At 67.5% G+C, this 12,798-nt stretch carries 14 protein-coding genes; 4 read left to right on the top strand and 10 right to left on the bottom strand.

The features are described 5' to 3' along the window. Positions 1 to 18: 18 nt before the first annotated feature. From AB0O71_RS09250 to AB0O71_RS09225, 6 genes are read right to left on the bottom strand one after another with little or no spacing between them, the layout of a single operon-like run. A complete protein-coding gene (locus AB0O71_RS09250; protein ID WP_363744526.1) occupies positions 19 to 642 on the bottom strand; it encodes a peroxidase-related enzyme in 624 nt (207 codons plus the stop codon). Beyond that, positions 639 to 1,178: a CMD domain protein gene (locus AB0O71_RS09245; protein WP_363744524.1), complete on the bottom strand. Its 540-nt coding sequence runs from the start codon at positions 1,176 to 1,178 to the stop codon at positions 639 to 641. The genes AB0O71_RS09250 and AB0O71_RS09245 overlap by 4 nt, the downstream gene beginning before the upstream one ends. Then, complete coding sequence (locus AB0O71_RS09240) at positions 1,175 to 1,912, bottom strand: ABC transporter ATP-binding protein (RefSeq protein ID WP_363744521.1); 738 nt, start codon at positions 1,910 to 1,912, stop codon at positions 1,175 to 1,177. The genes AB0O71_RS09245 and AB0O71_RS09240 overlap by 4 nt, the downstream gene beginning before the upstream one ends. After that, positions 1,905 to 2,741 (bottom strand): ABC transporter ATP-binding protein, encoded by an 837-nt coding sequence (locus AB0O71_RS09235; protein ID WP_363744519.1) that lies wholly within the window; start codon positions 2,739 to 2,741, stop codon positions 1,905 to 1,907. The genes AB0O71_RS09240 and AB0O71_RS09235 overlap by 8 nt, the downstream gene beginning before the upstream one ends. Next, positions 2,738 to 4,675 carry an ABC transporter permease gene (locus tag AB0O71_RS09230; RefSeq protein WP_363744517.1) on the bottom strand — a complete coding sequence of 646 codons (1,938 nt, stop codon included), beginning with the start codon at positions 4,673 to 4,675 and terminating at the stop codon, positions 2,738 to 2,740. The genes AB0O71_RS09235 and AB0O71_RS09230 overlap by 4 nt, the downstream gene beginning before the upstream one ends. Positions 4,676 to 4,720: 45 nt before the next feature. Next, a complete protein-coding gene (locus tag AB0O71_RS09225; protein ID WP_363744515.1) occupies positions 4,721 to 5,875 on the bottom strand; it encodes an ABC transporter substrate-binding protein in 1,155 nt (384 codons plus the stop codon). A gap of 175 nt (positions 5,876 to 6,050) precedes the next feature. Here AB0O71_RS09225 and AB0O71_RS09220 point away from each other — a divergent pair, with 175 nt between their 5' ends. Together AB0O71_RS09220 and AB0O71_RS09215 are read left to right on the top strand one after the other, a co-directional pair. Beyond that, positions 6,051 to 7,940 (top strand): FAD/NAD(P)-binding protein, encoded by a 1,890-nt coding sequence (locus AB0O71_RS09220; RefSeq protein ID WP_363744513.1) that lies wholly within the window; start codon positions 6,051 to 6,053, stop codon positions 7,938 to 7,940. After that, positions 7,937 to 9,073: an FAD-dependent oxidoreductase gene (locus tag AB0O71_RS09215; protein ID WP_363744511.1), complete on the top strand. Its 1,137-nt coding sequence runs from the start codon at positions 7,937 to 7,939 to the stop codon at positions 9,071 to 9,073. Before AB0O71_RS09220 ends, AB0O71_RS09215 begins: the two co-directional genes overlap by 4 nt. Positions 9,074 to 9,094: 21 nt before the next feature. Here the strand turns inward: AB0O71_RS09215 and AB0O71_RS09210 are convergent, their stop codons facing one another. The 4 genes from AB0O71_RS09210 to AB0O71_RS09195 form a co-directional block, all read right to left on the bottom strand. After that, the gene (locus tag AB0O71_RS09210) at positions 9,095 to 9,397 is read right to left on the bottom strand and encodes a Dabb family protein (RefSeq protein ID WP_363744509.1); all 303 of its coding nucleotides are present in this window, start codon (positions 9,395 to 9,397) and stop codon (positions 9,095 to 9,097) included. 34 nt (positions 9,398 to 9,431) lie between these two features. Beyond that, on the bottom strand, positions 9,432 to 9,737 hold the full coding sequence (locus AB0O71_RS09205; RefSeq protein ID WP_363744507.1) for a glutaredoxin family protein: 306 nt from the start codon (positions 9,735 to 9,737) through the stop codon (positions 9,432 to 9,434). Positions 9,738 to 9,854: 117 nt separating this feature from the next. Beyond that, the gene (locus AB0O71_RS09200) at positions 9,855 to 9,953 is read right to left on the bottom strand and encodes an AURKAIP1/COX24 domain-containing protein (protein WP_005504750.1); all 99 of its coding nucleotides are present in this window, start codon (positions 9,951 to 9,953) and stop codon (positions 9,855 to 9,857) included. A gap of 115 nt (positions 9,954 to 10,068) precedes the next feature. Further along, positions 10,069 to 10,533 (bottom strand): metalloregulator ArsR/SmtB family transcription factor, encoded by a 465-nt coding sequence (locus tag AB0O71_RS09195; RefSeq protein ID WP_363744504.1) that lies wholly within the window; start codon positions 10,531 to 10,533, stop codon positions 10,069 to 10,071. A gap of 233 nt (positions 10,534 to 10,766) precedes the next feature. Here AB0O71_RS09195 and AB0O71_RS09190 point away from each other — a divergent pair, with 233 nt between their 5' ends. Together AB0O71_RS09190 and AB0O71_RS09185 are read left to right on the top strand one after the other, a co-directional pair. Continuing rightward, on the top strand, positions 10,767 to 12,140 hold the full coding sequence (locus AB0O71_RS09190) for a potassium transporter TrkG (RefSeq protein ID WP_363744632.1): 1,374 nt from the start codon (positions 10,767 to 10,769) through the stop codon (positions 12,138 to 12,140). Continuing rightward, the gene (locus AB0O71_RS09185) at positions 12,133 to 12,798 is read left to right on the top strand and encodes a TrkA family potassium uptake protein (protein ID WP_363744502.1); all 666 of its coding nucleotides are present in this window, start codon (positions 12,133 to 12,135) and stop codon (positions 12,796 to 12,798) included. The genes AB0O71_RS09190 and AB0O71_RS09185 overlap by 8 nt, the downstream gene beginning before the upstream one ends.

Raw genomic sequence — 12,798 nt, 5'->3', positions numbered from 1 at the left:
CGCGATTGGCGAAGAGGGTCAACTCCTCGCGGCGATCGCGTCGTTCGCGCGCTGGTCCCCGAGCGCATCCGCATCGGCGGCTCCGGGAGCGGCGGGGGCACCGAGACTCAACATGAGCCGGTTCGCCCACGCGAAGAATGCCGTCGCCTGGACCACGTCCAAGATATCCGCGTCGCTGAGACCGGCGGCGCGGAGCGCGTGCACATGATGTGCTCCGAACGCACTCGGGCTCTGCGTCAAAGCTGCAGCAGCGTCGACAATCGCACCGATCCTGCCCGAGAATTCTGCCTCCGGCCCCTCCTGAAGAAGCCGCAGCACGGTGGCCTCGTCTTTCGAGAAGGCCGCCGTGAATCGCGCGTGCACGCTCGCACAGAGTTCGCAGCCGTTTACCCGCGAGGCCACGGTTGCCGCCAGTTCCCGGTCGCCGCGCGGCAGCCCATCCCGCGTGAGGAAAATCGCTCGATCGAGTTGCGTTCGAGCCGAGAGGGAGTCGGGGTGCCAGGCGAGCAAACGAAAGTACGGCGAGTTCGGCCAGACGCTCGTCTCGTAGGCCTCGCGTTGCCGCTCGCTCGCGGTATCGGGCCCGGCAGCCGCGATCCAGGCGTGCCAAGCGCGCTCCTCCATGGTGTAGTGACTGCTCATGCGCGAGCCTCCTGCAGCACTCGGAGACCGGCGACGACGCGGGTCTGGTAGGTGACGAACGAGACGATCTGCGAGAGCACGACCGTCTCCGTGACACTCCACCCCGCTGTCGACAGCGCGTCGAGATCGTCCGACGTCGCCGCGGCGGGGCGCTGCACGAGCAGGTCGACGTGCCGCAGCGCTGCACGGATCCGGCGTGGACTCGGCCGACCGGCGGCACTCTCGACGCCGCCGATAACGAGGGCGTGTGCGTCGTCGATACTGAAAGTACCGGCCTCGCCATCCCGTTCCTCATCGATGAGCTCGAGGTAGAACTCTGCGAGCTCGTGCGCGCCATCGACTCGAGCCGCGCGGGCGGCGAACAGCAGGCGCAAGTAGCGCGGCAGGCCGGCCGCCTCATCGTCGTCGCCGACATCGAAGAGTGCGTGCAGGCTCGCCTCGGCCGCATCGGTCGCCTCGGGGCGGCGCCCCTGCAGCCGCGCCGCAGCCTCAGCATCGAGCCCGGCAAGCGCACTGAGCGTGTCCGGTCGCGTCATACAGCATTCCCTTCTTCATGCATCCCGCGCCCCAGGTAGGCCTCCTGGATCGCGGGGTCTGCGGCAAGTTCCGCCGCCGATCCGGCGAGGGCGATCTCTCCGGTGCGCAGCACGTAGCCCCGGGAGGCGATCGAGAGCGCCAACTCGGCGTTCTGCTCCACCATCAGCACGGACACGCCCAGTTCGCGGTTCAGCTCGGAGATGCGCTCGAGCACCTGCTCCACGATGATGGGCGCGAGCCCCATCGTCGGCTCGTCCATGCAGATCAGCAGCGGACGGCTCATGATCGCTCGGCCGAAGGCGAGCATCTGCTGCTCGCCGCCCGACATGCTCCCGGCGCGCTGCGACCGGCGCTCCCTGAGGCGCGGGAAGAAGTCGTACACCTCGGCGAGCGTCTGCTTGACGCCGCGGTCGCGTCGCGTGTGCGCCCCGCTGAGCAGGTTGTCTTCGACGGTCATGTCGGCGAAGACGCGCCGCGCCTCCGGCACCGAGGCGATGCCTGCCCGCACACGGCGTGCGGTCGACCACTGCGAGATGTCTTCGCCGTTCCAGATGATGCGGCCGCTGTCGGGTCGCTTGAGTCCGAGGGCGGTCTTCATCGTCGTCGACTTGCCAGAGGCATTGCCGCCCAGCAGCGAGACGACTTCGCCGTCGCCGATGCGCAGGTCGATGTCGATCAGCGCGGGGCTCGTTCCGTACGAGACGGTGACCGATTCGAAGACGAGTTCACTCATGGGTGTGCTCCTTGACGAATGCCGTGCCGAGGTAGGCCTCGATCACTCTGGGATCGGTGCGCACCTCGGCGGGGGTGCCCTCGGCGATGATCCGGCCTTCGTCGAGCACGATGATGCGATCGGAGAGGGTCATCACGAGGTCGAGCTTGTGCTCCACGAGGAGCATCGTCTGTCCCTGCTGCTTGAGTTGGAGCAGCTGTTTCAGCACCTCGGCGGTCTCGGTCTGGTTCATCCCCGCGGTGGGCTCATCGAGCACGAGCACGCGCGGATCGGCGACGAGCGCGCGAGCGATCTCGGTGCGCCGGCGGTTCGCGTAGGAAAGAGTGAATGCGTACTGGTCGCGGCGCGGCGCGAGTCGCTCGCCGAAGCGCTCGAGCTGACGCGTGACGGCGGTTTCGGCCTGCTCGACGCCCTTCCGGGGCGCGAAGAGCGCACCAAGCGCTTCGCCCAGCAGCGGCAGCCAACGGAGACCAGGAATCTCGCGCAGCTTCGACTCCTGCTGCCCCAACCCGTCGAGCCCCACCAGCACGTTATCGTGCACGGTCAGATTGCCGATCACCCGGCCGTTCTGGAACGTTCTGGTGAGCCCGAGCCGCGCGATCTGGTGCGGTTTTCGGCCGGTGATCGGCACCCCGTCAAGGGTCACCGAACCCGCGTCCGAGGCGAGCACGCCGCTCACGATGTTGAGCGTGCTCGTCTTTCCAGACCCGTTCGGACCGATGATCGAGAGCACCTCGCCCGGCGCGACATCGAAACTGACGCCGTTGACGACGGTCAGGCCGCCGAAGCGCTTGGTGATTCCCGTGACTCCGAGGAGTGGCGTAGTCATGCGCGCGTCTCCTCGCCCGCGGTGCTGTCGACCTTACGCTGGGATCCCGAGGCGGTGCCGCCGCCACCGCCTCGTCGGCCGGCGACCCGCTGGGTTGCGCGCTGGAGCCATCCCACGTGCGACCACAGGCCCTGCGGACGCAGCAGGACGAGCCCGAGGAGGAGCACGCCGTAGAGCAGCAGACGCCAGTCCGCGAGCGGGCGGAAGAGCTCTGGCACACCCACGAGGATCGCGGCCCCGATGATAACCCCAACCGGCGCGCGCAATCCGCCGAGGATGGCGATTGTCACGGCGAGAACCGACAGCGAGACGTCGAACTGCTTGGGCTCGATGAATGTGACCTGGGCCGCATACAGCGCACCGGCGAAGCCGGCGATCACTGCCCCCAGGCCGAAGGCGAGCGACTTGTAGGAGGCGGGATGCAGCCCGGCCGACGCCGCGGCCACCTCGTCCTCGCGCACAGCGGCCCAGACGCGTCCGAGTCGCGAGGATCCGAGTCGCGCCACGACAACCACGGCGACGAGCAGGATCGCAAGCGTCACCCAGTACATGGCGGAAGCGCTGCCGAGACTCTCACCGAAGAGCGTGGGTCGCGGGATCGACGAGATCCCGCGTGATCCCCCCGTGATCTGCGGCAGGTTCAACGCGAGCGCCGAGACGACCGCACCGGCGGCGAGGGTCGCCATCGAGACGTAGTGCCCCTTGAGCCGCCACGTCGGCGCCGTGAGCATCACCTGCAGCACGCACGCCGCAGCTCCTGCCGCCAGAAAGCTGAGCCAGAAGTCCCACTCGAATTGCGTCACGAGGATCGCCGACGTGTATGCGCCGATTGCGAGCGCGCCTGCCTGGCCCAGCACGATCTGCCCGGCGAAGCCGCCGGCGAGCGTGATGGAGAGCGCGAACAACGCGTAAATCCAGACTTGACTGCCCGCCCGCAAGAAGTAATCGCTGGCGACGAGCGGAAGCACGGCAAGCACCGCGGCGGCCGCGACACCCGCCCATGACGGAAGTCGCAGCGGCTTACCCGCTCCGAAGAAGGTGCCCGTCATCGGCTCGCTGGTGATACTGGGAACACGGCCGAGCAGCCCGCCAGGACGGATCCAGAGCACGAGGAGGAGCGATCCGAACGTGATGAGCTGGCGCACCGAGTCGCCCCAGAGCGAGACGCCGAACGCCTCGGCGATTCCGAGCACGAGACCGCCGACGATGGCACCCGCAATGGATCCCAGGCCGCCGATCGTCGCAGCAGCGAACCCCTGCAGACCGGCGAGGAAGCCGATCGCGGGCGACACGTTCGAGGTGTACATGCCGACGAGCACTCCCGCGAGGCCGCCGAGCGCAGAGGCGATGACGAACGAGAGCGCCTGGATGCGCTCCACGGGAATACCCATCTGCTGCGCCGCTTCCTGATCCTGCGAGGTCGCCCTGATCGCACGGCCGGTCTTCGTGTAGCCGAGCAGCCAGACCAGGGCTGCGACGCAGACGACGCTGACACCGATGATCACGATGGAAAGCGTGCCGAAGCGGAAACCGAGCAGTTCGAAGTTGTCGCGCGGGAATGCGCTCTCGAGCCGCCGGGTCTGACCGCCGAAGAAACGCAGCGAGAGGTTGTCGAGGATCACGCCGATCGCGAAGGTCGCGAGCAGCACGGCGATGCCAGGGGCCTTCCGCAGCGGCCGCACCGCCACCAAATATATGGCCCAGCCGAGCAAGCCGGTAATCACGATGACCGAAGGAGCGGCGACCCAGATGGGCAGGGCCATCGGTCCGGTCAGCCACCACGCGATCATCGCCCCGACCGCGAAGACCGCACCGTGGGCGAAGTTGACGATGTTCGAAACCCCGAATACGAGCGAAACGCCGACTGCGATGAGCGCGTAGGTGCTTCCTGAGACGAGGCCGGCGAGCAGAATATCCAAGAGATCTCCGGACATGCGGGAGCGACGCCCGCGAGGACGCCGCTCCGAGGTGTGAGGGGCTTACTGGATGGTGAAGGCACCGTCAGTGATGACGAGCGGGAACTGCTCGGCATCACTCACCCGACGTGTGTCGTCGAGGCTGTACTCGCCGTAGAGCACCGAGTTGAACGGCTGCCCGTCGTCAAGCGCGTTCCGCAGACCCTGACGCGTGAGTTCCTCAGCGCGCTCTGCTCCCTGGGCCACGGCGTTCAGCGCGTCGTATGCGCGGATCGCGTAGTCGCTCGGGGTGGCCTCGCCCGTGGCATCCGCGAAGTCGGCGATGAATTGCTGCACCTCGGGATCCTCGTTGTCAGGCGTGAAATAGCTGAGCGTCTGCACGCCCTCGGCAGCCTCACCGGCGAGGTCGATGAACTGCTGATTGTAGATCGAGCTGATTCCCACGATCGGGGTGTCGATGCCAAGCTCGCGGGCCTGGCTCGTGATCAGCGCACCGTCGGCGGCGTACGAGATCAGCACGATGACCTCGGGGTTGGCCGCCTTCGCTGCCAGCAGAAGCGGGCGGAAGTCGGTGCTCTCGGGATCGTAGGCGGTCGAGTAGACCTCCTCGAGTCCCGACTGCTCCTCGCCCTCCTGGAAGAAGCCGTACGTCTCCTGCCCCCAGTCGGTGTCGTGGTAGAAGACCGCGGCCGACTTCCCCGTCTCCCCCGCGAACTCGGCGAGGCGCGGGGCCTCGAACTCCTGGGAGACCCAGGTGGCGAAGACGAAGTCGCCTGGGTCTGTGACATCGGGGCCCGAGGCGGAGAACGCGAACTGCACGAGACCGGAATCCTGATATATCTGGCTCGCGGCCGAAGTGGCAGGGGTGCCGAAGTCGCCCAGCACGGCGAGGATTGACTCGTCATCGACGAACTTCTGCGCCACCTGCGGCGCCTGCGCCGGGTCCGCCTGCGTGTCCTCGTACACGAGTTCGACCGAGCGCCCGTCGATGCCGCCGTCGTCGTTGATCTGCTCGAGCGCGAGATCGAGCCCCTGGCGGAAGTACTCGCCGTACTGAGCCGAGTTCCCCGTGTCGGGAAGCGCGACACCGAACTTGATCGGACCGCTTGACGCACCTTCGTCTTCGCCCGCGCCCCCGTTCGAGGAGCACGCCGCCAGGCCGAGCGAGAGCGCGGCGACGGCGCCGAGCGCGGCGACCCTCCGAAGACGTGATGACATGGCGAATTCTCCTCTTTCCTACGACAACGGCGTACAGGGTTCCGGCGCCGGTAACCCGTTCAGTGTGTCAGAGCGCTTCGATGCGACTCCGTAGATGAACTAATGTTACACATCACGTGAGCTTTGGTTCGGTCACGAGTTGCCGATCGCCGCGGGAAGTGGGATACCGTGCAGTATGCACTCTCCCGCTATCGCGATCGTCGGCGCCGGCGTTCGCGGTACCGCAGCGCTGGGACGCATCGCCGCACGGGTGAATGCGGCGCAACCGGCGGATCCACTCGACATTCACGTCATCGACCCCTTTCCGCCGGGATCGGGCAGAATCTGGCGCGACGGACAGCCGCGATCCCTCGTGATGAACACCGTGCCCGCGCACTCGACGGTGTTCGACGACGCGACGCTCGCATTCAGCGCGCCGTTTCCCGGCCCCGACTTCGCGTCCTGGTGCGTCGGAGTCGCCGCCGGCGATATCGCCGTCGAGTCCGAGTGGGTGCACGAGGCCGCGGCACTGACGCTTCCCTGGAGCACCCCGTCGCGCTCCCTGTACGGGCACTACCTCCGTTGGGCGCATCGGCGCTTTGCGAAATCGCTGCCGCCGCAGGTGACGCTGACGGTGCACGCGGCGAGAGCAAGACGCATCGCAGCGGAAGCCGATGTCTTCCGGATCGCGCTCGACCCGAGCCCGCTCGCCCCGTCCGCAGTGGCGCCGACGACCATCATCGCCGACACCGTGCTGCTCGCGCTGGGATGGGTGCCCCGCACGCATTGCGGGAGCGCTTCGACCGACGTGCCCTCCGAGAACCCGATCGATCAGCGCATCGAGCGGATCGCTCCGGGCGACCGCGTCGCCGTGCACGGCATGGGGATGGGATTCACCGATCTGCTCAGCCTCGTCACCGAGGAACGCGGCGGCGCGTACATTGCGGCGAGCGCACCGACACGGCCCGGAGCCCTCGAGTACCGCGCGAGCGGACGCGAGCCGTCGCTCATCGCAGGCTCGCGCAGCGGCCTGCCGTTCCTCGCGAAGCCGGACTTCGGCGCGGTGCCGCCAAGTGCCCGTCTCTCCGCCCTCCATGCCGCGATCCCGCAGCTCGTCGGTCACCGCCCGCTCGACTTCGCGGTCGATGTGCTTCCGCTCATCGAGCGAGATGCCGCAGCCGAGTACCACCGCGCATTGTCCGAGCTGCACCCGGACGCCTACGTGGCGGACCCGCGCACCCTGCTCGACGCGCTGCAGGCTCCGCCCGACGAGACCGGCTCCGCGCACTGGCGCGAACTCGAGGACGCATCGCTCGACGCGGCCGTTCGGCGCTTCGATGCGGCTGCCGTGCTCGCTCCGTTCGCCTCGCGCGATGCCGGAGCGCTGGATCACGAGATCGCCGAACGCATTGCGGATGACGCCGCGGAAGCCGCCCTGGGGTTGCGCAGCCCGTGGAAGCGGGCGCTCCACGTGTTCCAAGCCGCGCGCGCCTCGATCATCCCCCTCACCGATTTCGGAGGCACCGCCGCCGCGAGCACTGACGACCTGCGTCGCTACCTCTTCCTCGCCGGGCTGATCGGCAGCGGCCCCCCGCTCTTCCGAGTCGAGCAGTTGCTCGCTGCGCACCGCGCCGGTGTCGTGCGCTTCGCTGGCCCGGGCTTCACAATGCGCGCCGACCCTGCGGGTCGTGCGGTGTACCACTCGCTCTCGGCAGAGCCTCTTTCCTATGTCGACCGTGTGGCCGAAGCCTTTCTGAACCTTCCCGACGCGGAGCGGCTGGGCGACCCGCTGCTCGACGGTCTGCTCGCCGACGGATTGGCGCGCACCTGGGCGGGCGCGGCGCTCGGCGAACCGGCCACCTTGGAGATCACCGAGGCCGATAGCGCGCTCGTCGGCGCTTCAGGTGCTCCGACCGAGGGGCTGCACTCGGTCGGGCCACTGCACGAAGCTATCAGACGCTTCACGATCATCGCGCCGATCCCGGGGACTCGATCCTCCGTGCTCCGCGAGATCGATGCCGCGGTCGAGTCGATGCTCGCCCGAACCCGTGCACGAGTGCACTGTACCGCCGAGGAGGCCGCGTGACCACGCACACCACCCACATCGTGATCGGCGGTGGGGCCATGGGCCTCGCGACCACCTGGCACCTCGCGTCGCGCGGTGCGAGCGTTCGCCTGCTGGAGCGCTTCGAGACGCACCACACCCGGGGCGCCTCGCACGGCTCGACGCGCAACCTCAACAACGCTTATGCCGAGGAGGCGTATCTCGAACTCTTCGATGAGGCGGTGACGCTGTGGCGCGCGCTCGAAGCGGAGTCGCGCACGGAGCTGCTCGGGCTGCACGGGCTCGTGACGCACGGTGACCCTGCGGTCGTGGCTCCCGCGCACGATGCGCTCGTCGCGCGTGGCGCTGCGGTGTCCCTGCTCAGCGCCGACGAGGCGAGTGGACGCTGGGCTGGAATGCGCTTCACGGACGACGCGCTGTTCAGCGAGGAGGCCGGCATCGTGCATGCCGCCCGGGCACTCGGGGCGCTCGAAGCAGCGGCGATCCTTCGCGGGGCGATCGTCGAGCGCTGCGAGCAGGTGCTGCGCGTCGAGCCCCGCGCAGACGGGTCAGGGGTGCGCGTGACCACCCGCGGATCCCGCGGCGTCGAACGCGAGCTCGCCGCCGACCACGTGACCATCACCGCCGGCGCCTGGACGAGGCCTCTGCTCGACGGGCTGGTCGACCTGCCCCCACTCACTGTGACAGAGGAGCACCCGGCGCACTTCGCGTCTCGATCCGCCTCGCTCGCCTGGCCGTCGTTCAATCACCTGCTTCCGTCCGACCTGGAGGCCGAATTCGGCGCTCCGGTGTACGGAATGCCAAGCCCCGGCGAGGGGGTCAAGGTCGGCTTCCACAGGGTCGGCGATGTCGTCGACCCCGATGATCGCCCGTTCCGCGCGCGCGACGCGCAGCGCGAGACACTGCGCCGCTACGTCTCCGACTGGTTCCCCGGGCTCGATCCTGATACCCCGAACGAGATCAGCTGCACGTACACATCGACCGCGTCAGGGCGTTTCATCCTCGACACCGTGGGACCGATCACGGTGGGAGCGGGGTTCTCCGGGCACGGGTTCAAATTCACGCCGGCGATCGGGCGTGTGCTCGCAGATGCCGCGATGGGGCGCGCGACGCCGCCCGAGCTCTTTCGACTGGCCGCGCACGCCGCGCAGTAGTCCACGCGCGCCCGCGCAACCTCAGACGGTGAAGTCGCTCGCCGCCCGGGCCGTGGCGATCCCCTTCACGAGATCGATCACGGGCAGGTGCTCGGGGTGCGACGCGTACTCGGCAAGACCGGCCTCATCGTCGAAGTCGGCGATGAGCGTCAGGTCGAAGTTCGTGCCGTCGAAGAGCTCGTTGCGATGCAGCGAGAGCGCGCGCACTGACGGCACCAGGTCTCGCAGCGGTTCGATCGCGGCAACCGCCTGAGCGGCCTGCGCATCGCGCTCCTCGCGGGTCTCTCCGGCGAACTTCCAGCTGACGATGTGGCGCAGTGCCATGAGTACTCCTCGGTATGGGAACGAACAGTGGGATCTACAGCGTGGCCTGTCCGCGGCGCAGCGCACGCAGCGGATTGCGGGCGGCCTTGGTCACGGCAGCGGCCAGGCGATCCGGATCAACGCGCCAGATCGCATGTCGCCGCCCGTCGATCTGCACCACCGGAATGTGCTCGGCGTGCTCCCGGGCCAGGGCGGCATCACGCGTGATGTCGAGCTCGTCGAACTTCGTCGCGACGCCGGCCGCGGCGAGCCGCTCGCGCACCTCGTCGACGACGTGCCTGGCGTCGTCGCAGAGATGGCAGCCCGGCTTGCCGATGAGGGTCAGACGTACAGCAGACATGATGCTCCGAGTCTACGGCGCGGCTGAAGCCCTGGCGCTCCGAGAATGAGACAGGCGCCGATCCCGAAACCCGGGGTCGGCGCCTGTCACCGATCAGCCGTCTCGCGACGGCGTCGATTACTTCTTGTTGCGACGCTGGTGACGCGTCTTACGAAGCAATTTGCGGTGCTTCTTCTTCGACATGCGCTTACGACGCTTCTTGATTACTGAACCCACATTAACCTCACAACGTCTCTCGGGCCGCTGGGAGTCGGGGCCCATAAAACATAGATCTTACCTGGCGTCGGCCGCAGATGCGAACCGAGTGGTGCAGACGATCACATCGGAGCGCTTATCCGCGCAGTTTGAAACGCGCAACGAGCTCTTTCACCCGGTGCTCAGCCCGCGCCGCCGCACGACCGATCCGCTCCGCAGCGGCCGTCGCCTCTTCGGGCAGCACCTCGTCGAATTCGTCGTCCTCGCCCGGCCCGTGCACGCGCTCGCCGTCCTCTGACAGATACTCCACGGTCACCTCCGTTTCGAATCCTGCGGAGAGGAAGGGGATCACGAAGTCTTCGATCATCTCGAGCGGCTCAGGGTCGAGCGAGTAGAACCGGTGCTGCCCCTCTTCGCGCACGACCACGAGTTCCGCCTCGCGCAGCACCTTGAGGTGCTTCGACACGGTGGGCTGGCTGATCTCGAGCTGCCCCACGATTTCAGACACGCTCATCTCGGCGTTCTGCACGTGCTTCTCGAGCAACGCCTGCAGAATGTCGCGCCGTGTGGCATCGGCGATGACCCCGAAGATATCTGGCATAAGCACCAGAGTAGTCGGAGCGAGCACGATCTGTCCTCGCACGCGGTGCACGGCGCCGGGCGTCCGCTCCCGGAGTGAGCGCAGAGACCCGCGGCTGTGTAGCATGACAGCATCGAGTCGGCGACGTCGCACGCGCCGACTCTCACTATCGCCCGAAAGCAGGAGTCGTGATGGCACGCGCTGCGAGCGTCCGGTTCGCCGGTCTGCTCTCGCTGAAGTCGTGGATCGGAAGCCTGATCCACTCGTCACCTGCACGTGTTGCACTGCTGGTGTTCACCGGGTTGATCCTGGTGTGGACGGCACTCCTGTCGCTGCCCATCGCCAGCAGCACTCGTGAAGTCACTCCGCTCGCCGACGCGCTCTTCACGGCGGTCTCCGCCATCTGCGTCACGGGTCTCGCGACCGTAGACATGGCGACGCACTGGTCGTTCTTCGGGGAGCTGCTGATTCTCGCGGGTCTGCAGATCGGCGGCATCGGAGTCCTCACCCTCGCGAGCATCCTCGGACTCACGGTCACACGGCGGCTGGGTCTGCGCTCGCGCCTCCTCGCGGCCGGCGACACGAATCCGATGCGCATGGGACGCGACGTATCAGAGAGCCAGGCCGTCGGGCTCGGAGAGATCGGCGGCCTGCTCGCGGCGGTGGCTACGAGCCTGGTCGTCATCGAACTCGCGCTCACGGCCTTCATCACTCCCCGCCTCATCGCTGAGGGGTACACCTTCTGGCCCGCCCTGTGGAACGGGTTCTACCTCGCTGCCTCGGCGTTCACGAACACGGGCTTTGTGCCGCTGCCCGGCGGGCTCGAGCCCTTCGCGACCGATATGTACCTGCTCACCGTGCTCGCCGTCGGCGTCTTTCTCGGAAGCATCGGCTTCCCGGTGATCTTCGCGCTCTACCGATATGTGGTGGGCGGCGGTTGGCGGGCGCACAAGCGCCTGGGGCTGCACGCGAAGCTCACGCTGACGACCACGCTCATCTTCGTGATCTTCGGGTGGATAGCCATTGCGGGGCTCGAGTTCAACAATCCGCTCACGCTCGGATCGCAAGGGCTCGGGGACACGCTGTTCAGCTCCGTCTACATGTCGGTGATGACCCGCTCGGGCGGTCTCGGCGTGATGGACCCGACCGAGATGCAGGGCTCCACGCTCTTGGTGATCGACATGCTGATGTTCGTCGGCGGCGGCTCTGCGTCGACCGCCGGTGGCATCAAGGTGACGACCATCGCCGTGCTGTTTCTCGCCGCGTACGCCGAAGCGCGCGGGTACAAAGACATGCAGGCGTTCGATCGGCGCATCCCCAATGAGGTGCTGCGCGTCGCCGTCTCCGTGCTCATCTGGGGCGCCACCATCGTGCTCGCCGCCTCCGTCGCCATCATGCACCTCACGGGAAAGCCGCTCGACATCGTGCTCTTCGAAGTGATCTCCGCATTCGGCACGTGCGGGCTGTCGACGGGGCTGTCTGCCGAGATCGATGACCCCGGGAAATACATTCTTGCCGCTACCATGTGGGCAGGCCGCGTCGGAACCGTTACGCTTGCGGCGGCCGTCGCAGCGACGAGCCGTTCACGCATGTTCCGCCTCCCCGAAGAAAGGCCGATCGTTGGTTGATATTCGCAGTGACGCCCCCGTGATCGTCATCGGACTCGGGCGCTTCGGCGCAGCGACCGCTGGGCAGCTCGATCGTCAGGATCGCGAAGTGCTGGTCGTCGACACCGATCCCGGCCTGGTGCAGAAATGGGCGGATCGCGTCACGCACGCGGTGCAGGCCGACGCCCGGTCCATGGAGGCGCTCAAGCAGATCGGCGCGGACGAGTTCCAGATCGCCGTTGTCGCAACCGGCGCCTCGATCGAATCGAGCGTGCTGATCGCGGCGAACCTCGTCGACCTCGGCGTGCCCCAGATCTGGGCGAAGGCGATCTCGCTGTCGCACGGCAAGATTCTCGAGCGGATCGGCGTGCACCACGTCATCTACCCCGAGCGCGAGGCCGGCGAGCGCGTCGCCCACCTGTTGAGCGGCAGCATGCTCGACTTCATCCAGTTCGACGACAATTACGTCATCGCGAAGATGTACCCGCCGCGATCCATTCGCAACCGTTCGCTCAGCGATAGCGGGGTGCGCACTCGCTACCGGGTGACCGTCGTGGGCGTGAAGACTCCCGGCCAGCCCTTCACGCACGCGACACAGGACACGATCGTTTCGCGGCAAGACCTCATCATCGTGAGCGGCACCGCCGCAGACGTGGAGCGCTTCGCCGCGATCGGATAG

The organism is Leucobacter sp. NPDC077196, from assembly GCF_040687075.1.
Taxonomy (GTDB): Bacteria; Actinomycetota; Actinomycetes; order Actinomycetales; family Microbacteriaceae; genus Leucobacter.
Note: the sequence above shows the minus strand (reverse complement) of the source record. Positions and strands in the feature narration are given on the sequence as shown.